The sequence below is a fragment of the Micromonospora sp. NPDC000316 genome (genome assembly GCF_042898885.1).
In the GTDB taxonomy this organism is placed as follows: domain Bacteria; phylum Actinomycetota; class Actinomycetes; order Mycobacteriales; family Micromonosporaceae; genus Micromonospora.
This window is the reverse complement of record NZ_JBIAZG010000011.1, coordinates 17,811-40,786: the sequence shown is the minus strand read 5'-3', so window position 1 is coordinate 40,786 and position 22,976 is coordinate 17,811. Positions and strand designations below refer to the sequence as shown.

The window sequence follows — 22,976 nt, the reverse complement described above, 5'->3', positions numbered from 1 at the left end:
TGATGAGCGCCCTGGACAACCTGCCCGTCGTGGTCATCGGCGCCGGCCCCGTCGGCCTGGCCGCCGCCGCCCGCCTGCACGAGCGTGCCCTGCCCTTCCTCGTCCTGGAGGCCGGGCACACCGCCGGCGCCACCGTGCGGCAGTGGGGGCACGTACGGGTGTTCTCCCCGTGGCGCTACAACATCGACCCGGCCGCCCGTCTGATCCTGGACGAGGCCGGATGGCTCGCCCCCGACCCGGAGGCCCTGCCGACCGGCGCCGAACTCGTCGACACCTACCTCCAGCCGCTCGCGCAGTCGCCGCAGCTCAAACCGCACCTGCGCTACGGCGCCCGGGTCGAGGCCATCAGCCGCCTCGGCCTGGACCGGCTGCGCAGCGCCGGACGTGACACCACCCCGTTCCTCATCCGCCTCGCCGACGGCGACGAACTGCTGGCCCGCGCCGTCATCGACGCCACCGGCACCTGGCGTACCCCGAACGTGCTCGGCGCGTCCGGCCTGCCCGCCCGGGGCGAGGCCGACGTGGCCGCGTACCTGGAACATGCGCTGCCGGACGTGCTCGGCGCCGACCGGGACCGGTTCGCCGGGCGGCACACACTTGTCGTGGGCGCGGGCCACTCGGCGGCCAACACCCTGCTGTCTCTGGCGGACCTTGCCGCCCAGCAGCCCGGCACGCGGGTGAGCTGGGCGATCCGGACCGACTCGCCGACGCGGACGTACGGCGGCGGGAGCGCCGACGCCCTCCCGGCGCGCGGCGCCCTCGGATCGCGCCTGCGTGAGCACGTCGACGCCGGCCGGATCCGGCTGCTCACCGGCTTCTGGGTGCACGCTCTCACCCCCGCCGACGGGCGTGTCGCCGTGGTCGTCCGGCGCGCCGACAGCACCGAGGAGACGGTCCTCGCCGATCGTGTCGTCGCGGCCACCGGCTTCCGTCCCGACCACACGATCGCCGCCGAGTTGCGCCTCGACCTGGACCCGATCATGGGCGCCACCCGGGCGCTGGCCCCACTGATCGACCCCAACGAGCACTCCTGCGGCACCGTCCCGCCGCACGGAGTCGACCAGCTCACCCACCCCGAACCCGGCTACTACGCGGTCGGCGCGAAGTCCTACGGTCGAGCGCCGACGTTCCTCATGGCCACCGGCTACGAACAGGCCCGCAGTGTCGTCGCCGCCCTCGCCGGGGACTGGGCCGCCGCCCGGGACGTCCAGCTCGACCTGCCCGAGACCGGCGTCTGCAACAGCAACCCCGTCGACTCGACGACCGACGACGGCGGCTGCTGCGGGCCGGCGCCGTCGGCCGAGCCGACCGCACGCGGGCTGGCCACCGGCATCTCCGGCGGCCTGCTGGCCACCCCGCTCAACCTGGTCACGCTCGACGCCGTACCCACCGATGCCCAGGCCGGCGGCTGCTGCGCCAGCTGAGCACCGGATACGACGACGGTGCCCGTCACCCACCGCGGTGAACGGGCACCGTCACCGTCGAGCGGCGCACGCCACGCAGGTACGCGCCGACGGGCGGGCGACAAGCCGTTCGGCGGGAATCGGGCGCGAGCACCGTTCGCACACGCCGTAGTTGCCGGCGTCCACCCGCTGCAGGGCGACGTCCAGCTCCACGAGGCGGCGGCGCGCCGCGTCCAGGACGGCGCTGAGCTGTGCCCGCTCGAAGGCGATCGTGCTGCCCTCCGGGTCGTGCTCGTCGTCGGCGTTGGACGACCGGGACGCCTCGAAGAGGCTCCGTAGATCGCCGTCCAGGGCGGCGGCCTGAGCCTCGGTCTGCTCACGCAGGCGTAGCAGTTCCTGGCGGATTGCGCTGGAATCGGTGTTCATGACCGTTCCACGGTACTGCCGATGGCGCGGTCACCGCACCCACCGTCCGAGACGGCCGTCATCCCGGAGCCAGCGCGGTTCTACATGAAGTTGCGGGTGTGCAGGACGGAGAGCGCCGCCGCCTCGTCGGGCCGGAAGCCCAGCCGCACCAGCCGACGCTGGCGGCCCTGGTCCATCGCGGCCTGAAGGGCACGCACCCGACCGAAGCCGGCGGCTATCTCATCCGGGCCCCACCCGCCTGCCGCGAGCACCACAAGCGCGTCGAAGACGTCCGCATTGAGCCCGGCGGTGTCCACAAGCGCGTCGTGGCGGCGGTGGATCGCCGCACGCAGCCGGTCACGCAGCAGCGGATCCACTGTTGCCTGGTGCTCCAGATGCGCCATGCCGAACACCACGTGCCGGCGTTCGTCCTGCATCGCCAGCCAGCAGATCCGGCGGGTCACCGGGTCCGGTGCGTGCTGCTCCAGGAACGAGAGCAGGTCGACGAAACTGCCCTCGCCGAGCACTGACAGCAGGAACGAGGCAAGCGCGAAGTCCGACTCGGCGACGAGTGTGAAGAGCGACTGCCGGCCGCCGACCGATGACGTGCCCAACTCTGCGCCCCGCAGCAGCGCCCGCCGGCTGAACACCTCCATGTGTCGAGCCTCGTCGGCCATCTGCACGGCGAGGAGCTGCATCACCTCGCGGAAGTGTGGGTGGATGCGACCGACGAACCGCGCCGGCACGACGAGAGCGGCCTGCTCGTTCTCGACCAGGTAGGTCATCACCTGCACCACAGCGGCCTCGACGTCGGGCGGCAGCGCGAACGCGTCGTCCCAGGGCACCGCGGTCTCCGGGTCCCACTGCCGCGCGGCGGCCTGCGCGTAGAGCTTGGGCGCGACGTCGGCCCAGACCAGGTCCCGCTCGTCCAGGTCGAAGCGACTCTCCGTACCGCCGGCTTCGAGCAGCGCGCCACGGGCACCGAGGCCCCACCGCGGCGGGGGATTGCTGTGCAGCCCCGAGGGCAGGGCCGGCCCGGCCCGTTCCGCGCCGAACCAGCGGTCGTCGACAGCCGAGCCGCGTACGACGACCGCGACCAGGTCGCTGCGATCGGCGGGAGCCGGCCACTCGACCCGGTGCCCCCGCTGCCGGCACCAGGGCGGCAGATGGACGGCCAGGGCCGGGTCGTGCCCGGAGACCGCCAGCCGCCCGCCCGGTGCGAGCCCGGCCAGGGCGCGTTGCACGAGCAGGTGTGCTCCCTGCCCGAAGCCCAGGCCGCCCAGGTGAAGCTGGGCGTCGGCGGGCGGTGCGGTGCTCACGGCCGGTAGCCCGTGGCCGTCACCCGTCCGTCCGGGGCGTAGAACCCGCTCGCGTCGACAGCCCTGGTGAGGGCGTCGTACCCCGTGGTGCGGCCGTCTTCCCAGGCCGTCAGCCCTTCGAGGTCGAGCAGCGGACGGACCTGCGGGTCGGCGTACGACATGCCACGCAGCAGCGTGCCGAAGAGCTCGACCCCGGCGGACGTCGGCTCGCGGACCGTCATGTTGCAGTGGTCGTAGCGGTCGGTCTGCGCGACGACCCGGGTGCCGTCGGGCGTCAGCGTGCCATCCTGGACGAAGGTCAGGTGGTTGGCGTCGATCATGCAGGCGGCATCGACCTCCCCGGCCATCAGCGCCCGCGCGGCGTCGCGTTCCCCGCCGATGTGGTCGCCGTGCAGACCAACGCCGACGTCGAAGCCGCGCACGTCGACCTGGACGCCGGCGGCGGCAAGGTGGCCCAGCGGGATCAGTGTCGCCTGTGGGCTGTCCACGGCTCCGACGGCGACCGTCAGGCCAGCGAGATCCGCGACCTGCCGCACGGGTGACTCGGCGCGCACCACCACGACCGACGTGAGATCCCGGTCGGTGTCGCGCATGACGAGCGCGCGGACGGCGCTGCCATTGGCCCTCGCCATCCGCTCGGCCCGCAGCCAGGCGAGCGGCGAGTTCCACGCCGCGTCGATCCGGCCAGCGACGAGGTCCTCGACCTGGCGTTCGTAGTGCGAGTAGAGGACGAAGTCGAAATCCAGGCCCTGCTCCCGGAGCCAGGCGCGGAAGCCCTCCCAGATGGTCACCACCTTGGGGTCGTACGCGACAGCGCCCATCAGGACCGTCGGCGCCGGCATCAGCGGTTGACCTCGTCGAGCAGCGGCAGCCCGGTGGCTACGCGACCGACGAAGTCGTGCAGCGCGTCGGTGGTCGGCGCCATCACCCGGGCCGCGCGGGAGTCGCGGAACCGGCGCTCCAGGCCCAACTCCTTGCGGAACGCGCTGCCGCCGCAGAGCTGCATGGCGCCGTCGGTCACGTCGGCGGCCGTCTCGCCAGCGAGCGCCTTGACCTGCAACACCCGCAGCATCGCGTCGTCGCGGCCGGTCTCCAGCGCGGTGAGGGTGTCGCCGAGGAACGCGCGCAGGGCGTCGGCGCGGATGATCAGTTGGGCGAGGGCACGCCGCGTCACGGGCGCGTCGCGCAGGGCCGCACCGGTGTGCGTGAGCGTGGTCCGGGTGAGGTGCCGCCCGGCCTCGGCGACCGCGCTGGTGGCGAGGCCGAGGCAGAACGCGGCGTTGAGCACCAGGAACCACGGCAGGACCACGCTCAGCGCGGTGTCGAGGCCGGCGCCGTCGGTGGCCAGCATCGCGTCGGCAGGAACGTGGAGCCCGTCCGCGGTCATCGGTCGGGATCCGTTGCCGCGCAGGCCGAGCCCGTCGAAGTCGCCTGTGATGCTCAGACCGGCAGTGTCGGCAGGGACGAGCCACAGTGTCATCGAACCCGCCGTGGGGGACAGCGGCAGGCTCGACCACACGTAGCTGTTGGCCTCGCCGGCCGAGGTGACCCAGCTCTTGCGGGCGTCAAGCCGGACGGTGCCGTCGTCGGCCGATGACGCGCTGCCGGTCGGCGACCAGAAGTGGCTGCGCGAGCCGAACTCGGAGAAGGCCAACGTGCTCAGGTGACCGCCCTGGGCGATTGCCGTGCGCACCTCGCGGGGACCGTGCGCCTCGATGACGGCGGTGGCCGCGTAGTGCATGAGCACCACCATCGCCGTGGACCCGCACTCGGCGGCCAGCCGTTCGATGACCCCGGCGACAGTGCGCATGCCCTGCCCGCCGCCGCCGACGTCGGTCGAGGATGCCAGGCCGAGCAGGCCGGCCGCGACGAGGGCATCGATGCCCTGACGGGGGAAGACCCCATCCCGGTCGACGGTCGCCGCCTGGGGTCGGATCACGTCATCGATCAGAGCGCCGAGGGTGGTCGTGATGTCGGTCGTGGGGTGGGTGGCGTCGACAGGGGCCGTCATGCGGGTGTCCCTTCAGCTCAACCGGTGGGACCGCCGCTGAGACTATCCGACCTGACGGCTACCGCGCGAGACTGTCAGATCACCGTCTGGTGTGGGCGCCGTCGCGGTGCGGGCGACCGTGCCCGTCCTCCCTGTCGATGCGTAGCTCCCGCTCCAACTCGGCGATGACCGCCCGCAGATCGTCCAGCCGCTGGGTGAGCGCGATGCGGTCGACCTCGTCCGGTACGCCGTCGCCGTCCTCGTCGTAGTCGGGGGCCAGCCGCTCGGTCATCTCCAACCGGCGTGCCTCCTCCATCGAGTTGACGATGACCGCGATGAGGATGTTGAGCAGCAGGTTGACGGTGATGAGCACGTAGCTGACGTAGTAGACGAGCGTCCACGGCGAGAGGGCCATGCCCTGCGCCATCAGGTCCGGCAGGGTCTCCAGCGACAGCAGCACGAACAGCGTGAGCAGTGACCGGCCGATGTCGCCGTACTCCTCGGGGTAGGTGGTGCCGAAGATCAGCCAACCGGCCATGCCGTACACGTAGAGCGTCACCACGGCCAGGGCGAGGAAACCGGCGACGCCCGGAAGGCTGCGCCACAGGGCGGAGACGATCGTACGAAGGCCCGGCGAGAACCGGACCAGCCGCAGCATCCGGGCGACCCGCACCACGCGCAGCAGCGCCGAGTCGCCGTGCAGGCCCGGAATGAAGATCGCCGCGATCACCACGAAGTCGAAGATGTTCCAGCCGTGCCGGAAGAAGTCCTGCGGTCGGCGGCCGTAGGCGGCCAGCCGAATGCCGATCTCGACGACGAAGAACGCGCGGAAGGCCGTCTCCAGCGACCGCAGCAGAGTGCTCGCCGAGGTCAGTTCGTCGTACGTCTCCAGACCGAGGACGATCCCGTTGGCGAGGATGACGACGACGATGACGATTTCGAAGGGGCGCGACCGCGCGAGTCGGTCGCAGCGGTCGGCCCAGCGGGGCCTGGGGTGCGGGGACGGCGTACCCCGCTGCGCGGGCACGGGCGCAGCACTCACCGGGCAGCCGGCCTGGCGGCGTGTGCCGGGGGCGCCACGTGGGCCCACCTCCGGCCGTCGTGGTGGCGATGCGGGGGGCGTGCGGGCATGACCAAGAGACTAACGAAGATCAACGAGTGCGGGTGTTGGTGTGTGGACACTGACGGTAGGGGACTTCGCTCGGCGCCTGTCGCCCGGACCGACCTACGGTCCCTGCGTGCCGGGCCGGGCGACGGGTCGGCGCGTACCCCCGTCGCCCCGACCGGGCCGGCGGCGGCTCAGGCCCGCGCGGCCCGGATGGCGTCGTGCAGCGGGGTGCTCGGGCGGCCGATCAGGCGGCTGAGGTCGTCGCTGTCGGTGGTCAGTTCGCCGATGGCGATGGAGTGGTCGAGAGCGGCGACGAACCCGGCGGTGCCCGCGTCGAGGCCGAAGCCTTCCAGCGTCGAGGCCAGCTCGGCGGTGGAGAGGTCCCGGTGGACGACAGTGGTGCCGGTGACCTCGCTGACGGCCGCGGCCAGTTCGTCGAAGGTGAAGGCGGTGCCGCCCAACTCGTAGACGGTGTTGCCGTGCTCGTCGCGGGTGAGCGCGGCGGCCGCAGCGGCCGCATAGTCGGCGCGGGTCGCGGCCGAGACCTTGTTACCGGCGGTGGCGCCGAGGATGGTGCCGGTCTGTTGGTACTGCGGAAGCTGGTCGGTGTAGTTCTCGGTGTACCAGCTGTTGCGCAGCACGGTGTGGGAGAGGCCCGAGGCGGCGAGCACCTGCTCCGTGGCCAGGTGCTCGGGCGCCAGCGGGTTCGTCGTGGTGTCGGCCTTGAGGATGCTTGTGTAGAACAGGCGCTCGACGCCGGCGAGCTTGGCCGCGTCGATGACGGCGGTGTGCTGGGCGACGCGCTGGCCGGGGGTGTCGCCGGAGATGAGCAGCAGACGGCGTACGCCGGCCACGGCACCGGGCAGTGTCACCGGGTCGTCGTAGTCGGCGCGGCGGATCTCGACACCGCGGGCGGCCAGGTCGGCGGCCTTCTCCGGGGTGCGGACGACGGCGGCGATCTCGGCGGCGGGCACGCCGGTGTCGAGCAGGCGCTCGATTACCAGTCGGCCCAGTCGGCCGGTGGCACCGGTGACGGCATAGGTGGGCACGGGGATCTCCATGGGATGGTGACGATCTGAAAGCACTTACTAATCTATAGCACTAGCGTAGAAGTAAGCACGGGTAGGCTGGTGCCGTGACCGACAGGCCGTCCCCGGACCCCGCAGCGCCTACCCAGGAACTCGTCAGCGATGTCTTCGCGCGCGACTGCACCTCGCGTGCCGCCTTCGAGGACGTCACCTCGAAGTGGGCGTCGCTGGTCCTGCTCGCGCTGGGCGAGGGTCGTTACCGGTTCAACGCCCTGCGCCGCCGCGTCGACGGGGTCAGTGAGCGGATGCTGTCCCAGACCCTGCAGACCCTCGAGGGCGACGGCATGGTGACCCGTGAGGTCCTCAGCACGATTCCGCCGCGCGTCGAATATTCGCTCACCCCGCTCGGCGCCCGCGTCGCCGAGCGGCTCCGGAGCCTCGCCGACCTGCTGGAGAGTTCGGTGCCCGAGGTGCGGGCCGCGCGCGAGCGCTACCGAGGCTAGATCCTCGCGTTCGGCTGGCACCCAGCGCAGTCGTCGCGTGACCCAACCGCCACCCTTGCCGTGCCCTCAACGTGCTCGGCAAGGGTGTTCATCGTGCGCCCGCTCTCCGTACGGGGGGAGTTCACCGCGCTCTCCGAGGCTTCCTGATCGAAAGAGCATTCGCTTGATCGAGGAGAGGCTCTCACGTGAGGGACAAGCAACCCGAAGAGGCCGAGCGCGCGCAGCTGTCTCGGCGCACGCTGGTCAAGTACGCGGGCGTCGGCGCGACGCTCGCCGCGGCCAGCCCGCTGGTGGGCGGCGGCGCGGCCTGGGCCGACGAGGAGCGCCGGCCCGGCGACGACAAGAACGGCCCCGGCACCACGAAGAACCGGGCGTGGCGCGCCGGTGACCACCACGTTCACTCCGAGTACAGCGGCGAGTTCGACACCACGAAGTCCCCGATCGTCTTCCACAAGGGCGCGGACGCGGTCTACCCGATCGTCACCAACGCCATCATGGCCAAGAACTTCGGCCTGACCTGGGCGATGTGCACCGACCACGGTGGACCGACACACTCCAAGGTGAACATCGAGCAGGCGTACCCCGACCTGCTGCGCTCCCGCAAGCTGGTCCCCGAGGTGCTCCAGTTCTGGGGCATGGAGTTCGACGCGCCCTCGCTGGACCACCACACGCTCATGATTCCGCGCCACGACGACGAGGCGAAGCAGCTCTTCGAGCTGGAGAGCCGGTTCGCCAAGTACGACGCGTTCCCCACCGACCCGGCCCGCGACACCGAGGCCAAGATGGTGGAGTTCCTGAAGGTCGCCCGCAACATGCCGCACAAGCCGCTGGTGATCGCCCACCACGCGTCCCGCTCGGCACCCGGGCTCGGCGTGTACGGCCAGGACACCCCGCGCGAGTTCCGCAACGGCAACAACGCCGCGCCGGACGTCTACATCGGCTTCGAGGGCGCGCCCGGTCACCAGGCCGGCCCGCTCAACGGCGGGGCGCGGGGCGGGTACGGCAACCACCCCACCTACGGCGGCTTCGACCAGATGACCGCGCGTGTCGGTGGGCTCTGGGACTCGCTGCTCGGTGAGGGCCGGCGCTGGTGGATCACGGCGACGTCGGACTCGCACGTGCACTGGACGCGCGGCGGCTCCGACTTCTGGCCGGGCGAGTACAGCAAGACCTACGTGCACGCCCGCCAGGACTACGGCGACATCATGGACGGGCTGCGCAACGGCCGGATCTGGGTCACCACAGGTGACCTGATCCGCAACCTCGACGTCAGCGCGACGTCGCAGGGGCGTACCGCCCAGGTGGGCGAGACCATCACGGTCAGCCGCCGCAGCCGCACCGATGTCGAGATCGAGATCAGGTTCCGTCCGCTGAACGGCAAGAACGCCAACGGCGACCGCCCCGAGGTCCGCCGGGTCGACCTGATCGTCGGGCAGATCACCGGCCCGAGCGCCAGCCTGGACGCCGACACCAACCCCACCACAAAAGTCGTGGCCCGGTTCGGCCCGCGCGACTGGCGTCGCCAGGGCGAGGACTACGTCATCCGGCACACCCTGCGCAACGTCGAGGCCGACACCTACGCGCGGGTTCGTGGCACCAGCACCGACGAGGCCGAGCCGCTCGCGGACGGGCTGGAGAGCCCGTGGCAGGACCTCTGGTTCTACTCCAACCCGGTGTTCGTGCACGTGCGCTGACCTGCGCCGCAGCGGCACGTCGGGCCCGCCGGCACCTCTCGACGTTCGGGGGTGCGGGCGGGCCCGCGTTCGTTGCTCCGGCTGGTCGCTCAGGGGTTCCCGTGGCGAGGTGCGCGGCCGTCGCCGGGCGGCTCGGGCCGCACCTGCGTCACCGCCTCACAGAGGTCCCGCAGCGGGTCGACGGCCTGCGCCGAGCAGGCGATCCGCTGGAGCAGGGCCCGCAGGCTCGCCGACTCCTCGGGATCGAGGGCCCCCAACAGATGAGACTCGACCCTGCGTAGCGCCCGCCGTTGTTGTTCCCAGGCCGCGCGGCCCGCGTCGGTGACATCCACAAGCCGGCTGCGCCGGTCCGCCGGGTCCGCCCGCCGCGCGACGTAGCCGGGGCGTTCCAGGTCGTCGATCAGGTACGTCAGCACGGTGCGGTCGATGCCGAGCTCCTCGGCGATGGCGCCCTGGTTGCGGGCGGGCCCGTTGATCGCGGCGGTGAGCACCTGGTAGCCACGCGGACCGCCGGGAAAGTCGGTGAGCGTGTGCTCGGCCGCCCGGACGTAGCCACGGAAGACGACGCCGAGCATCCAGCCCAGGTCGTCGTCGAGCGGATCCGGCCTGTCCCGTGCGTCAGTGGCTCCCGTCATACCCCGACGATAGCGCGGCTCGGCATACCTTATTGGCAACAGATGTTCTGTCTGACATAAGGTTGACATCATGACGCACCGTTCGGGGCGTCGGGGAACGGAGGCTCACCATGGCCGACTACGGTCACGACCTGATCTTCGGATCGTTCACCACGCCAGACAGCGACGACCCGGAGCGCACGGTCGGCCTCGCCGTCCTGGCCGAGCAGGTCGGGCTTGACCTGGTCACCTTCCAGGACCACCCGTACCAGCCGAGATTCCTGGACACCTGGACGCTGCTCAGCTACGTCGCCGCGCGAACCAGCCGGGTGCACCTGTCGGCGAACGTCACGAACCTCCCGCTGCGTCCGCCCGCGGTGCTCGCCCGCAGCGTGGCCAGCCTCGACCTGCTCAGCGGCGGCCGGATCGAGCTGGGCCTCGGCGCGGGCGCGTTCTGGGAGGCCATCGAGGCGATGGGCGGCCGGCGGCTGACCCCCGGGCAGGGGGTCCGGGCGCTGGAGGAGGCCATCGACGTCATCCGCCAACTCTGGGACGCCGAGGCGCGCGGGGGAGTGCGCGTCGACGGCGAGTTCCACCGGGTGCTCGGCGCCAAGCGCGGCCCTGCGCCCGCCCACGCGGTGCCGATCTGGCTCGGCGCATACAAGCCGCGGATGCTGGAGCTGACCGGTCGCCGGGCCGACGGGTGGCTGCCCTCGCTCGCCTACCTCCAGCCCGGTGACCTGGCCAAGGGCAACGAGATGATCGACGACGCCGCGCGGCAGGCCGGTCGGTCGCCCCGGGACGTCCGACGGCTGCTCAACATCTCCGGCCAGTTCGCGACCGCCGAGCGCGGTCCGCTGCACGGGCCGGCCGAGCAGTGGGTACGCGAGCTGACCGAGTACGCGCTCAACGACGGCATCAGCGCGTTCATCCTCGCCAGCGACGACCCCGACGACCTGCGCCGCTTCGCCGGCGAGGTGGCGCCCGCCGTGCGGGAGATCGTCGCCGCCGAGCGGGACGGCGCGTCGACGCGTACCCCCGTCACTGAACCTCTGGTCCCCGCGCCGTCGGCGCGGCCGGCCCGCGCGAGGGTGACAAGCGGTGCCTTCGCGGTGGTGCCGACGCCCGACGACGGTCGGCGGCTCAGCGACCGGCAGGTCTGGGACGAGTCGGCGCGCCCGACCGGCCCCACGCCCGACCCGACGCGCACCTACACCGCCCACGAACAGGCCAACGGCCAGCATCTCGTGCAGGTCCACGACGGCCTACGTGGCGAACTGGCCCAGATCCACGACCTGATCGAGCAGGTCGCGGCGGGGGAGATCGACGCCGGCGCGGCCCGCTCGCAGATCAACACGATGACCATGCGGCAGAACCGCTGGACCCTCGGTGCCTACTGCGAGTCCTACTGCCGCATCGTCACCACCCACCACACCATCGAGGACCAGGCGCTCTTTCCGCGGCTGCGGCAGGCCGACCCCCGCCTGCGGCCGGTCGTCGATCGGCTGGAGCAGGAGCACCACGTCATCCACGAGGTGCTGGAGGGCGTCGACAAGGCGCTGGTCGCGTACGTCGGCGCGCCGGACGGGTTGGCGGAGCTGCGCGAGGCGGTCAACCTGCTGACCGACACCCTGCTGTCGCACCTCAGCTACGAGGAGCGTGAGCTTGTCGAGCCGCTGGCCCGGCTCGGGGTGAGCTGACGGGGTTGCCCCCATCGATCTGAGAGACTACTTTCGAAACATGTCTCTCAAGAACTCGTACGGGGATTTCGAGATCACCGAGCCGCAGGCACTGCGGGCGTTGGCGCACCCTGTCCGGCTCGCCATCCTCGTCCGGCTCCAGCGGCACGGCCCGGCAACCGCCACCGGGCTGTCGCCGCACGTCGGCGCCACCCCGTCGGTGGTCAGCTGGCACCTGCGCCACCTCGCGACGTTCGGCCTCGTCACCGACGCGCAAGGGGTCCCGGGCGCCGCCAGCAAGCGGGAACGCTGGTGGCAGGCAGCCGCGCGGGGCTTCCGTTTCGCCCTGCCCGACGACGCCGAAGGCCAGGCCGCCGGCCGGCAACTGCGTGGCGAGATGTTCGCCCGCGTCGCCGAGGCGCCCCAACAGTGGCTGCTGCACGACGAGCCCCGCCTGGACGACGAGTGGCGACGGGTGGGCGGCCTCGCCGACACCTGGTTCGTCGCCACCGCCGCCGAGGCGCGGCAACTGGAAGAGGCGATCGAGGACCTGCTCGCGCCGTACGTGCGCCGCAAGGACGACGACACGCAGCCCGCCGGGGCGCAGGTCGTGCGGATGTTGCGCTACCTGCTGCCCGAACTGCCCTCCGAGCCCGGCGCGGTGCGGAGCGAGCCCGGCGGGCCTGCGGCGTCATGACCGCCATCGAGGCCCCGCCCGCACCGGCCCTGCACCGCGACCGGCGGTTCCGCACCTTCTGGATCGGCGAGACGGTCTCCCAGTTCGGCGACCGGATCAGCGAGCTGGCACTGCCGCTGATCGCCGTCTCCCTCCTCGCGGTCACGCCCGCGCAGGTCAGCGTCCTCACGGCACTGATCTGGCTGCCCAACCTGCTGGGCCTGTTCCTCGGCGCGTGGGTCGACCAGCGCACCCACAAGCGGCGAATCCTGATCATCGCCGACCTGATCCGCGCGGCGGTGCTGCTCAGCCTGCCGGTGGCGTACCTCTTCGACGCGGTGACCCTCACCCAGCTCTACCTGGTCGCGCTGCTCACCGGCGCCGGGGCGGTGTTGTTCGCGATGGCGCACCAGGCGTTCTTCGTGGCTCTGGTGCCGCGATCCGCCTACGTGGATGCGACAAGCAAGCTGAGCCTGAGCCGATCTCTGTCGTTCATCGCCGGACCGGCCGTCGGCGGGGGACTGGTCCAGGCTCTCACCGCGCCGATCGCGATCGTCGTCGACGCGTTGTCCTTCCTCGGCTCCGCCCTGCTGCTCGGCCGAATCCCGGTCACCGAGGCGCCCCCGCCGCCGCGCCGATCCTCCACCCTCGCCCTCGTCCGCGAAGGGCTCGTGCTGGTCTTTCGCCACCCGGTGCTGCGCGCCGCGCTCGGCTGCACCAGCACCGTCAACTTCTTCACGTTCATCGCCACCGCCCTGCTGGTGCTCTACGCCAGCCGCGACCTCGGGCTGTCCGCCGGCGCCATCGGCATCGCCTTCGGGGTCGGCGCGCTCGGCGGCCTCGCCGGCGCCGCGCTGGCACCCCGGATCTCGCGCGCCATCGGTCTCGGCCGCACCGCGATGATCGGTGTGGTGCTGTTTCCCGCGCCGCTGGCACTGACCGCGCTGATCAGCGGCCCCACCTGGGCGAAGGTGGCCATGCTGGCGGCCGTCGAGCTGGTCTCCAGCGTCGGGGTGATGCTGCTGGACGTCAACATCAACGCCCTGCTCACCGCCGTCACGCCCGACGACGCGCGGGGCCGCCGGGCCGGCGCGTACAGCGCCGTCAACTACGGCATCCGGCCGCTCGGCGCGTTGGTCGGCGGCGCGCTTGGCACCACCATCGGCCTGCGGCCGACACTCGTCGTCGCCGGTCTGGGCGGCGCGCTAGCGGTGTTCTGGCTGCTCGCGTCGCCGGTACGCCACATCAGGTCCATCGACGACGCGGCACCCTGACACCGCCGGACCCGGGGTCGGCGTCCGCCGTGCTGGCCGAGGCCAGGGGTGTCACGGCCAGGTACGAGCCTCAGCCGCGAAAACCTCCGCAGGGCTCTCCACCGGCAGCACGCAGAGCAGATGGCCGCCCGGTGCCCGCAGAATCCGGCACTCCTGCCACCGTGTCACCTCGGTCGCCCCCAGGTCGATCAGCCTGGCGGTCTCGGCCGGCACGTCATCGGTCTCGATGTCGAGGTGAAAGCGTGGCGCATCGTCGACCGACTGCACGGCGGTGACCAGCCCCGGCACGGCCTGGCACAGGCCGACGAACTGCGGCTCGGCGGGATCCGACCGGGTGGTGACACCGAGCGCCGCCGACCAGAACCGCGCAGCCTGCTCGGCCTCCGCGCGCGGAGTGTCGATCAACAGCGCGTACACACGGCTTCGATGCATGCGCGGCAGATTACCGCCGCCAGTGCCGCTCCGCTCGGCTCGAAAGCCGGACCGTCGGGCTGTCGAGCGCGCTTCAGTGTGGGCGGCTCGGTGTCGATCGGGGTGGGTCAGCCGGCCTGCTCCAGCAGCAGCCGGGCCAGCTCGGCGGGCTGCGAGAACATCGGCCAGTGACCCCAGCCACGCCCCCGCCACAAGCACGAAATCAGCCATGCCCGGGACCCTAACGCGGACCTGCGGTCAGGTGCGGCTGCGCCGGGTGATCCACTCGGGATCGGCGATGTCGGGGTATCCACGGCACCCGGACACCCCGACATCGCCGACCTCGTGTCGATCATGGCCGCCGGCTCGTAGCTCTCCGGCAGCGCACGACAGATCGGCCGCAGCCGGTCGAGGACCTCGGGAGGGACGTCTCCGGGTTCGGTCACGGCCAGCGACCCTAGCGCCCGGTGTGACAATTCTCGTCCGTGGATGGGGCCCAGTCCGGTGCCGTCGGTGTGGTGCCCGCCCGAACGATCCGACAGGATGAGGCCAGAGCGGCACACGTCCGACGACTGCCCCGACCGCCGCACCCACCCGCCGCCCCCGCCCCTCCGAGGAGTGCCGTGCCGTCCACCCTGCTCTCACGCCGCGACCTGGACTTCCTGCTGCACGACTGGCTGCGGGTGTCGCAGCTCGTCGCGCGTCCTCGTTACGCCGAGCATTCCCGGGAGACGTTCGACGACGCGCTGGACCTCGCCGAGCGGGTGGCCACCGAGCAGTTCGCCTCGCACAACCGGGCCGCCGACCTCGCCGAGCCGACGTTCGACGGGCAGCAGGTCCGGCTGATCCCGCAGGTCCGCGCCGCGTTGGACAGCTTCGCCGAGACCGGTCTGCTCAGCGCCGGGCTGGACGCCTCGGTCGGCGGTCTGCAACTGCCGCACGCCGTCGCCGCCGCCTGCTTCGCCTGGTTCCAGGCGGCAAACGTGGCCACCTCGGCGTACCCGATGCTCACCCTGGGCAACGCGAACCTGTTGCTGGCACACGGCAGCCCGGAGCAGGTCGACACCTACGTCCGGCCCATGCTGGAGGGTCGGTTCTTCGGCACGATGTGCCTGTCCGAGCCGCACGCGGGCAGTTCCCTCGCCGACATCACCACACGTGCCGAGCCGCAGCCGGACGGCACGTACCGGCTCTTCGGCACCAAGATGTGGATCTCCGGCGGGGATCACGAGCTGGGCGAGAACATCGTCCACCTGGTGTTGGCGCGGATCCCCGGCGGTCCGCCCGGGGTGAAGGGCATCTCGCTGTTCGTCGTGCCCAAGGTGCTCGTCGAGCCGGACGGCTCGCTCGGCGACCGCAACGACGTGGTGCTGGTCGGGCTCAACCACAAGATGGGCTTCCGGGGGACCACGAACACCCTGCTCAGCTTCGGCGACGGCCTGCACACCCCCGCCGGTCGCCCCGGCGCGGTCGGCCACCTGGTCGGCACGCCGCACCAGGGGCTCGCCCAGATGTTCCACATGATGAACGGGGCCCGCATCGGCGTCGGCGCCGGCGCCACCGCGCTTGGCTACACCGGCTATCTCAAGAGCCTGGAGTACGCCCGGGAGCGGCCGCAGGGCCGGCCGGTCGGCGCGAAGGACCCGGCCGCGCCGCAGGTGCCGATCATCGACCACCCGGATGTACGCCGGATGCTGCTGGCGCAGAAGAGCTACGTGGAGGGCGCGCTGGCCCTTGTGCTCTACTGCGCCCGGCTGCTCGACGAGGAGAAGACCGCCCCGGAGCAGGTCGACCGCGAGCGTGCGCACCTGCTGCTGGAGGTGCTCACCCCGATCACGAAGAGCTGGCCGTCGCAGTGGTGCCTGGCCGCCAACGACCTGGCGATCCAGGTGCTCGGCGGCGCCGGCTACACACGCGATCACGACGTGGAACAGCACTACCGGGACAACCGGCTCAACCCGATCCACGAGGGCACCCACGGCATCCAGGCGCTGGACCTGCTGGGACGCAAGATGACAATGCACGACGGTGCGGGTCTGCTCCTGCTGACCGAGACGCTGCGGGACGCCGCCACCCGGGGTCGCAAGGCCGGCGGGGAAGCCGCCGAGTTGGCCGATCGGCTGACCGCTGCGGTGGACCGGATCGTCGCGGTCACCCGTCGACTCTGGGCCGACGGTGACCCGGTGCTCGCCCTGGCCAATGCCAGCACCTACCTGGAAGCGGTCGGGCACGTGGTGATCGCGTGGATGTGGCTGGAGCAGTGGCTGGCGCTGCCGCCGGAGGAGGCCGGGGATGCGTTCCACGCCGGCAAGCGGCAGGCGGCCCGCTACTTCTTCACCGTCGAACTGCCCCGCACCGGCCCTCAGTTCGACCTGTTGGACAGCCGGGACCGGACCACGCTCGACATGCGCGCGGACTGGTTCTGAACGGCGGTCGGGTCGGCCTCACCGTCGTCGGTTCTGGTTGTGCATCGCCTGCCGTCCCTTGACCATGCCCCACACGATCACGACGACGAGCGCGATCAGCCCGATGATGATCAGCCAGCGGACGGCTTCGAGGAGCAGCCCGAGCAGGATCAGCACGCCGGCCACCACGCCGACGACCCAGAGCAAGGCACGCATCTCGACCTCCCGTGACGGCCCCGCCCGTGCGGCGACCCGCCGGTCACCTTTCCCGATCTCGCCGCAACCATGCCCAACCGGGCGGAGAAGCCGGTTCAGGGCGCGGTGCGGGCGACGTAGACGGTGTTGGCGGACTCGCCGCCGGTAAGCGGGTTGGCGAACGGCACGACGTGGGCCCGTGCGGTCGCGAACACCTCGGTGAGCGCGGCCGTGAACTCGGCGTCCGGCGGGTCGTCCGACCAGAGAGCGAAGACGCCTCCCGGACGCAGCAGCGCGGTGAGCCGGCACAGCCCGTCCGGCTCGTAGAAGGGGGCGTGGCTGGGGTGCAGGACGTTGCGGGGTGAGTGGTCGACGTCGAGCAGCACGGCGTCGAACCGCCGTCCGGGCGCCTCGGCGTCGAACCCGGTGTCGCCGGCGACCGCCGCGAAGAAGTCGGCGCGTACGAACCGGTTCCGTGGGTCCTCGGCGAGCCCCGCCGCGAACGGCAGCAGCCCGCGCTGGTGCCAGTCGATCACGTCCTCGATGGCCTCCACCACCAGCAGCGACCGCACCCTCGGGTCGTCGAGCGCGGTGCGGGCGGTGTAGCCCAGGCCGAGCCCTCCGACCACCACGTCGAGCGTGTCACCGGTCAGCTCGGCCAGCCCCAGCCGGGCCAGCTCGATCTCCGCGACGGGGAACAGGCTAGACATCAGGTACTCGTCGTCGAGCTTGACCTCGTACACCTCGACCTGGAGTGCCGGGTCCCGGCGTCGACGCAGGCTGATGGCCCCGATCGGGGTCTCCCGCCAGGCCAGCTCCTCGAAACGCGCGCCCACGGGTGCCCTTCTGCCGCCGGATTCGTCCCTGGATGTTACCGGTGGGGCGATCACCGGCCACGCAGGGTCCACGGGACATCGACGCAACGCATATTCTGTGGCCGCCCGAATCCACCGGAGGGGACCCGATGCCGTCGCGGCAGGACCAGCTGCACTCCTACCAGTTCAGCGTCCAGCGGGCCGTCGCCGCTCTGGTCATGCGGGAGACCGACCCGGCTCAGTCGCCGTTTCGGCGGCTCGCGGGCGCGGGTCTGGCCAGCCTGCTGGTCGCGGCGATCGGGCTGGGTGGCTCGGCGCTCTACGGCCTGTTCGCGGGCGGTGGCAAGGGGTGGCGCGATCCGGGCGCGGTGATCGTGGAGAAGGAGTCCGGTGCCCGGTTCGTCTACCGCGACCAGAAGCTGCATCCGGTGCTCAACTATGCCTCGGCGCTGCTGATCGTCGGCGCGGACCAGTCCAAGACCGTTCTGGTGTCCCGCCGTTCGATCGACGGCGTGCCGCGCGGGCTGCCGCTGGGCATCGCCGACGCACCGGATTCCCTGCCCGCAGCGGGCCGGCTGGCCACGGCGCCCTGGACGGTCTGCTCGTCCAGCGCGAGTGCCGACGGGCCCCGCTCCGCGCTGCTCATCGGCACCGAGCCCGCTGGCGGTCAGCCACTTGGTGACGACGCGCTGCTGCTGCGCCACCCCGACGGTGGCCTGCACCTGGTGTGGCATCAGCGCCGCTACCTGGTCCGCGATCCCAGCCGGGTGCTCGCGGCGCTGGCCACCACGCGTGCCCGGGCGGTGCCGGTGGCGCCCGCGCTGCTCAATTCGCTGCCCGCCGGCGTCGACCTGGCCCCGCTCGCCCTGCCTGATGCGGGCCGCCCGGCCACCGGCGTGCCGGGCGCCACGATCGGTCAGGTCTACCTGGTGCGCAACTCCGGCGGCGGCCGGCAGTACGCGGTGGCGCTCGACGACGGGCTGGCCGGCATCACCGAGTTGCAGGCCGGGCTGCTGCTGGCCCGCACCGGGCAGGGCGAGCCGGAGCCGATGACGCTCGGCCGGTTCGCGGCGCTGCCCACGATGCCGGACCTCGCGCCGAGTGGCCCGACCGCCCCACCGCCGGCACCGCCCCGGCTCGCCGCCGCCGACGACGCGGCGGTCTGCACCCGCGTCGGCGACGACAGCGGGCCCGGCGAGGTGCGCTGGGGCGTACACCTGCCGGATCTGGCCGCCGTGCCGCGGACCGCGCAGGCCGGTGGTGCCGTGCTTGCCGACCACGTGGTGGTGGAGCCGGGCCGCGGCGCGGTCGTCGAGGCCGCCGCGGCGCCCGGCGCGTCCGGCGGCGCGGTGTCCGTGGTCACGGACCTGGGCCGGCGGTACGTGCTTGCCGACCGGGACGTGTTGACGATGCTCGGCTACCGCGACGTGCGACCGGTGCGGCTGCCCGCCGGCCTGGTCAGCCTCGTGCCGGCCGGCGCGGCACTGGATCCGGCCGCAGCTCGGGCGGTGGCGGTGCCGGCCTGATGCGGGACAGCCCGGGTGTCAGCCGGCCGGGCGGCGCAGCACGGTGACGGCGAAGTCCGCGTCGTCGCGCCACGGGCGCAGATCCCAGGTGGCGAAGCGGTGCTCCAGGCGCAGCCCGGCGGCGACCGCGTCGGCGTCGAACGCGGTGAGCGGGTAGCCGCGTTCGGTGCCGAAGCCCACCGCCAGCACGCCGTCCGGGCGCAGGTGAGCGGCGACGCGGCGCAGCACCTCCGGCTCGGTGCCGACGGCGACGAACGCGAGCACGTTGCCGGCAAGCACTGCGGCGTCGAACGGCTCGGCCTCGCCGAGCGCCGGCAGGTCCAACTCGGCAAGGTCGGCTACGAGCCAGTGCGCGCCGGGGTAGTCGGCCTGGGCTGCCTGCACCAGCGCCGGATCAGCGTCCACGCCAACCACGTTGTGCCCCCGCTCGGCCAGCGCCGCGCCGACCCGCCCGGTGCCGCTGCCGGCGTCGAGGATCCGCGAGCCGGGTGCGACGAGCGTGTCCACCAGGCGGGCCTCGCCGGCCAGGTCGGCCCCCTCGGCGGCGAGCTTGCGGAACCGGTCGATGTACCACTGTGAGTGCTCGGGACCGGTTTCGGTCGCCCAGCGGGTCGGGTTGGCCATGGGGCCACCGTAACCGGGCCGATGGGGGTGCGGCGGGAGACCTGGGGGAGACGATCATCCCTTCTCCGCGCCGCTTGTCAGCCCCTCGGTGAGCAGCCGCTCGCTGGCGAAGAAGAGGATGACGATGGGCAGGGTGAGCACGACCGACCCGGCCATCAGCACCGTCTTGGGCACCTCGACGCCGTCGGCGAGCAGGGACAGCCCGAGCGAGACCGTCCACCTGTCGGGTTTGTCGACCAGGAACAGCAGGGCGAAGAGGAACTCGTTCCAGGCGATCATGAAGTCGTAGAGCGCGACCGCCATGATCGACGGCGCGGCGAGCGGCAGGCTCACCCGGCGGATGATGCCGAGCCGGCCCGCGCCGTCGATGGCGGCGGACTCCTCCAGACTGACCGGGATCGTCTCGAAGTAGTTCTTCAACATGTAGACCGAGACCGGCAGCGTCTGCGAGATGTAGACGAGCACCAGCCCGAACAGCGAGCCGCGCAGCCCGGCCCGGGTGAAGACCACGAACAGCGGGATCGCGATGACTATCGACGGGAACAGGTAGACCGCCAGGAACAGGAAGTCGACCTGCCGCCTGCCGAAGAACCGCAACCGCGCCACCGCGTACGCGCCGGGGATCGCGACCAGCAGCGTGAGCACTGTCGCGGCGACGGCGACGAGGCCGCTGTTGCGCATGAACGTGAGGAACCCCTGGCCGCCGTCGTCGGTGGCCTTGAGCACCTCGGCGTACGTGGCGACGGTCAGCTCGCCGAAGCCGACGATCAGCGAGCCCGGGTCGAGCAGCAGACGCTCGATGGGGCGCACCGAGAGCACGAGCATGTAGTAGAAGGGGAAGACGGTGACCACCAGGAACGCGGCGATCACCAGGCGGCGCAGCCAGCGCAGGCTCACCGTCTCGACGACGTCCCTGTCCATCAGCCGACCCTCCGTCCGAAGAAGCGCAGGTAGATCAGCACGAACACGATGAGCACCACGGCCAGCACGACCGCCTGCGCGGCGGCGGCGCCGATGTCGGTACGCGCGGTGAGAAACTCGTACACCCGCACGCTGACCACCTCGGTGCCCGCCGCGCCACCGGTGAGCAGGTAGACGTCGTCGAACTTGTTGAACGTCATGATGAAGCGCAGCACCCCCAGCAGGGCGATCACCGGCAGCAGTTGCGGCAGCAGGATGTGCCGGAACCGCTGGGTGGGGGTGGCGCCGTCGACTCGGGCGGCCTCCTCCAACTCACCGGGCACCGCCTGGAGCCGAGCCAGCAGGAACAGGAACGCGAACGGGAAGTACCGCCACGCCTCGAACACGATCACCGTGGCGAGCGCTGTCGACTCCTGGGTGAGGAACGGCACCGGCGCGTCCCAGCCCAGCAGTCGCTGCCCCCAGTCGTTGACGATGCCGAGCTGCGGGTCCAGCATCACCTGCCAGACGAATGTCACAGCGACCACGGGCGCCACGTACGGCAGCAGCATGGACGCCCGGACCAGCGTGCGGCCCCGGAACGGCCGGCGGACCACCAGGGCGGCGACCAGGCCGAGCACTATCGACCCGACGGTGCCGCCGATGCTGTAGAGCAGCGTCACCCACAGCGTGTCGGCAAAGCCCGGGGTGTGCAGCACCCGGTCGATGTTGTCCATGGTGAACTCGCCGAACAGCCCGGTCTTGCGCAGGGTGGCGAGCCGGACCCGCTGGAAGGCGAGCACCACGGTCCAGACGATCGGGATGCCGATGACCGCGATCGTGACGAGCAGCGTCGGCGCGACAAGCGCCAGGCCGGCGCGGGACTCGCGGCGACGCAGGGTCAGTGGTCGGCGCTTCGGTGGCGCCGGCCGCTCCCGGGTGGGGGAGCGGCCGGTGTCCGGCGCCGTGGTGGTCAATTGACGCCCGCCTTGATCGCCTCGACATCCTTCTTGGCCCGGCCGGCCGCTGCCGCCGCGTCGGACTTGCCGGACGTGAGGTCGGCCAGCACCTTGGGCACCGGCAGCTCGCCGAGCATCGCGCCGACCAGCTTGCCCTGCCCCTGGGTGAGCCCCCAGCGCCCGAAGGTGTCCGGGCTGCGGCGCAGCGTGGCGAGCACCTCGTCGCCGTACACGTCGGCGAGGGGTTTCTTGGCGTCCACGCCGGCCTGGCTGGCGTTCCACGCGGTCAGGTACGCCTCCGGCTCGGCCGGGGTGCCCTTGCGCACCGGGAACCGGCCCTCGGGGGACATGCCGAACCAGCGCGGGTAGCCGTCACCGAGCATGTACTCCACGAAAGACTTCGCCGGGTCGGCCGCCGCGCCGTCCAGCACGGCCCAGGAACTGATCTCGCCGTACTGGGCCGGCTCGGTGCCGTTGGGGCCCTTGATCGCGGTGACGAACCCGCTGTTCTTCGCGAGGAACGCCGGGTCGGCCTGGCACTGCGGGCAGGTCGGCTTGGCGTCGTTACGCAGCCCGGCCAGCTCGTCGAGGATGAACGGCGACCAGATCACCATTGCCGCCTTGCCCGCGAAGTAGGTCGCCCGTGTCGTGTCGACGTCCTGCGCGCCCTTGGTCGAGCTGGTGCGGATCAGGTCGCCGTAGAAGCGGAACGCCTCGACACACTGCGGCGAATCGAGGGTGATGCCGCCGGAGTCGTCGGTGAGCTGGCAGCCGTTGGCAAGAGCCAGGTGCTCGAAGGTCTGCTGGGTGAACACGTCACTGGGCGATGTCGCGGCGGTGATCCCGGCGACGCCGCCGGTGTTCAACTTCGCCGCGGCGTCGGTGATCCGCTCGTACGTGTCGGGGGCGGGCAGGCCGGCCGCGGCGAACAGGTCCTTGCGGTAGACGAGCAGTTGCCCCCACCCGTCGCTGGGCACGGCGAGCTGCTTGCCGTCGTCGGCGGTCAGCTCCAGCGCTCGGGGGGAGAACGTCTGCCGGCCCAGCTTCTCGACGACCTCCGCGTTCGCCGAGGCGTGCAGCAGCTCGTTTCCCGCGAGCGTACGGATGCCGGCCAGGGAGACCGAGCCGACCACGTCGGGCAGGTCACCGGCTGCGGCGTTGGCGGCGATGAGGGAGGGGAACTGGTCCTCGTTGACGGTCACGAGGTCGACCTGGATCCCCGTCTTCGCGGTGAAGTCCGCGATGATCGCCTTGGTGGCGGTGACCCGGTCGGCGACGTCTTCCAGACTCCAAACGGTGATCTTTTTGCTGTTGCTGTCGGATCCGCCGTCTCCGCAGGCAAGCAGGGTGGACGCGGTCAGTGCCAGGATCACAGTGGTGGCGAGTATCCGCCTCGGAGGTGCTGACATCGGTGGCACTCCTCTCGAAGGGTACATGCCGGATTCAAC

General features: G+C 71.8%; 22 protein-coding genes. 8 read left to right on the top strand and 14 right to left on the bottom strand.

Annotated features, from left to right (window positions below; genetic code table 11):
• Positions 1-2: 2 nt before the first annotated feature.
• The gene (locus tag ACFY2Q_RS20935) at positions 3-1,424 is read left to right on the top strand and encodes an NAD(P)-binding domain-containing protein (RefSeq protein WP_387132635.1); all 1,422 of its coding nucleotides are present in this window, start codon (positions 3-5) and stop codon (positions 1,422-1,424) included.
• A 51-nt stretch (positions 1,425-1,475) separates the two neighbouring features.
• Here ACFY2Q_RS20935 and ACFY2Q_RS20930 read toward each other — a convergent pair whose 3' ends face one another.
• The 6 genes from ACFY2Q_RS20930 to ACFY2Q_RS20905 all read right to left on the bottom strand — a co-directional run bounded on the left by ACFY2Q_RS20930 (position 1,476) and on the right by ACFY2Q_RS20905 (position 7,274).
• Positions 1,476-1,829, bottom strand: a complete 354-nt coding sequence (locus tag ACFY2Q_RS20930) for a TraR/DksA family transcriptional regulator (protein ID WP_387132632.1) — start codon at positions 1,827-1,829, stop codon at positions 1,476-1,478.
• Between the two features lie 80 nt (positions 1,830-1,909).
• Positions 1,910-3,127 carry a ferritin-like domain-containing protein gene (locus ACFY2Q_RS20925; protein WP_387132628.1) on the bottom strand — a complete coding sequence of 406 codons (1,218 nt, stop codon included), beginning with the start codon at positions 3,125-3,127 and terminating at the stop codon, positions 1,910-1,912.
• Entirely contained in the window at positions 3,124-3,969 is an 846-nt protein-coding gene (locus ACFY2Q_RS20920; RefSeq protein ID WP_387132624.1) for a phosphate/phosphite/phosphonate ABC transporter substrate-binding protein, read from the bottom strand. Before ACFY2Q_RS20920 ends, ACFY2Q_RS20925 begins: the two co-directional genes overlap by 4 nt.
• Positions 3,969-5,138 carry an acyl-CoA dehydrogenase family protein gene (locus ACFY2Q_RS20915; RefSeq protein WP_387132623.1) on the bottom strand — a complete coding sequence of 390 codons (1,170 nt, stop codon included), beginning with the start codon at positions 5,136-5,138 and terminating at the stop codon, positions 3,969-3,971. Before ACFY2Q_RS20915 ends, ACFY2Q_RS20920 begins: the two co-directional genes overlap by 1 nt.
• Before the next feature lie 79 nt (positions 5,139-5,217).
• Positions 5,218-6,159, bottom strand: coding sequence for an ion transporter (locus ACFY2Q_RS20910; protein ID WP_387132621.1), 942 nt, complete (start codon positions 6,157-6,159; stop codon positions 5,218-5,220).
• Positions 6,160-6,416: 257 nt separating this feature from the next.
• Entirely contained in the window at positions 6,417-7,274 is an 858-nt protein-coding gene (locus ACFY2Q_RS20905) for an SDR family oxidoreductase (RefSeq protein WP_387132620.1), read from the bottom strand.
• A gap of 86 nt (positions 7,275-7,360) precedes the next feature.
• Between ACFY2Q_RS20905 and ACFY2Q_RS20900 the strand changes: the two genes are divergently transcribed.
• Together ACFY2Q_RS20900 and ACFY2Q_RS20895 are read left to right on the top strand one after the other, a co-directional pair.
• Positions 7,361-7,756: a winged helix-turn-helix transcriptional regulator gene (locus ACFY2Q_RS20900; RefSeq protein ID WP_387132618.1), complete on the top strand. Its 396-nt coding sequence runs from the start codon at positions 7,361-7,363 to the stop codon at positions 7,754-7,756.
• A gap of 185 nt (positions 7,757-7,941) precedes the next feature.
• Positions 7,942-9,450 (top strand): phosphoesterase, encoded by a 1,509-nt coding sequence (locus tag ACFY2Q_RS20895; RefSeq protein ID WP_387132617.1) that lies wholly within the window; start codon positions 7,942-7,944, stop codon positions 9,448-9,450.
• An 89-nt stretch (positions 9,451-9,539) separates the two neighbouring features.
• On the opposite strand, the gene ACFY2Q_RS20890 is transcribed toward ACFY2Q_RS20895, so the two are convergent.
• Entirely contained in the window at positions 9,540-10,085 is a 546-nt protein-coding gene (locus ACFY2Q_RS20890; RefSeq protein ID WP_387132614.1) for a MarR family winged helix-turn-helix transcriptional regulator, read from the bottom strand.
• Positions 10,086-10,195: 110 nt separating this feature from the next.
• Here ACFY2Q_RS20890 and ACFY2Q_RS20885 point away from each other — a divergent pair, with 110 nt between their 5' ends.
• From ACFY2Q_RS20885 to ACFY2Q_RS20875, 3 genes are read left to right on the top strand one after another with little or no spacing between them, the layout of a single operon-like run.
• Positions 10,196-11,764: an LLM class flavin-dependent oxidoreductase gene (locus tag ACFY2Q_RS20885; protein ID WP_387132611.1), complete on the top strand. Its 1,569-nt coding sequence runs from the start codon at positions 10,196-10,198 to the stop codon at positions 11,762-11,764.
• A 40-nt stretch (positions 11,765-11,804) separates the two neighbouring features.
• The gene (locus ACFY2Q_RS20880; protein ID WP_387132609.1) at positions 11,805-12,440 is read left to right on the top strand and encodes an ArsR/SmtB family transcription factor; all 636 of its coding nucleotides are present in this window, start codon (positions 11,805-11,807) and stop codon (positions 12,438-12,440) included.
• Positions 12,437-13,693, top strand: coding sequence for an MFS transporter (locus tag ACFY2Q_RS20875; protein WP_387132607.1), 1,257 nt, complete (start codon positions 12,437-12,439; stop codon positions 13,691-13,693). The genes ACFY2Q_RS20880 and ACFY2Q_RS20875 overlap by 4 nt, the downstream gene beginning before the upstream one ends.
• Before the next feature lie 51 nt (positions 13,694-13,744).
• Here ACFY2Q_RS20875 and ACFY2Q_RS20870 read toward each other — a convergent pair whose 3' ends face one another.
• Positions 13,745-14,125 carry a VOC family protein gene (locus ACFY2Q_RS20870; protein ID WP_387132604.1) on the bottom strand — a complete coding sequence of 127 codons (381 nt, stop codon included), beginning with the start codon at positions 14,123-14,125 and terminating at the stop codon, positions 13,745-13,747.
• A 602-nt stretch (positions 14,126-14,727) separates the two neighbouring features.
• On the opposite strand from ACFY2Q_RS20870, the gene ACFY2Q_RS20865 reads away from it, so the two are divergent.
• Positions 14,728-16,530: an acyl-CoA dehydrogenase gene (locus tag ACFY2Q_RS20865; protein WP_387132601.1), complete on the top strand. Its 1,803-nt coding sequence runs from the start codon at positions 14,728-14,730 to the stop codon at positions 16,528-16,530.
• Positions 16,531-16,548: 18 nt separating this feature from the next.
• On the opposite strand, the gene ACFY2Q_RS20860 is transcribed toward ACFY2Q_RS20865, so the two are convergent.
• The gene (locus ACFY2Q_RS20860; protein ID WP_387132599.1) at positions 16,549-16,725 is read right to left on the bottom strand and encodes a hypothetical protein; all 177 of its coding nucleotides are present in this window, start codon (positions 16,723-16,725) and stop codon (positions 16,549-16,551) included.
• Between the two features lie 95 nt (positions 16,726-16,820).
• The gene (locus ACFY2Q_RS20855; RefSeq protein ID WP_387132597.1) at positions 16,821-17,540 is read right to left on the bottom strand and encodes a spermidine synthase; all 720 of its coding nucleotides are present in this window, start codon (positions 17,538-17,540) and stop codon (positions 16,821-16,823) included.
• A 128-nt stretch (positions 17,541-17,668) separates the two neighbouring features.
• On the opposite strand from ACFY2Q_RS20855, the gene eccB reads away from it, so the two are divergent.
• Positions 17,669-19,045, top strand: coding sequence for a type VII secretion protein EccB (gene eccB / locus ACFY2Q_RS20850; RefSeq protein ID WP_387132595.1), 1,377 nt, complete (start codon positions 17,669-17,671; stop codon positions 19,043-19,045).
• Between the two features lie 18 nt (positions 19,046-19,063).
• Here eccB and ACFY2Q_RS20845 read toward each other — a convergent pair whose 3' ends face one another.
• The 4 genes from ACFY2Q_RS20845 to ACFY2Q_RS20830 are packed head-to-tail and all read right to left on the bottom strand — an operon-like array spanning position 19,064 to position 22,937.
• Complete coding sequence (locus tag ACFY2Q_RS20845) at positions 19,064-19,669, bottom strand: class I SAM-dependent methyltransferase (protein WP_387132593.1); 606 nt, start codon at positions 19,667-19,669, stop codon at positions 19,064-19,066.
• Positions 19,670-19,723: 54 nt separating this feature from the next.
• On the bottom strand, positions 19,724-20,590 hold the full coding sequence (locus tag ACFY2Q_RS20840; RefSeq protein WP_387132590.1) for a carbohydrate ABC transporter permease: 867 nt from the start codon (positions 20,588-20,590) through the stop codon (positions 19,724-19,726).
• On the bottom strand, positions 20,590-21,546 hold the full coding sequence (locus ACFY2Q_RS20835; protein WP_387132588.1) for a carbohydrate ABC transporter permease: 957 nt from the start codon (positions 21,544-21,546) through the stop codon (positions 20,590-20,592). The genes ACFY2Q_RS20840 and ACFY2Q_RS20835 overlap by 1 nt, the downstream gene beginning before the upstream one ends.
• Positions 21,543-22,937 carry an ABC transporter substrate-binding protein gene (locus ACFY2Q_RS20830; protein ID WP_387132586.1) on the bottom strand — a complete coding sequence of 465 codons (1,395 nt, stop codon included), beginning with the start codon at positions 22,935-22,937 and terminating at the stop codon, positions 21,543-21,545. Before ACFY2Q_RS20830 ends, ACFY2Q_RS20835 begins: the two co-directional genes overlap by 4 nt.
• Positions 22,938-22,976: the final 39 nt, after the last annotated feature.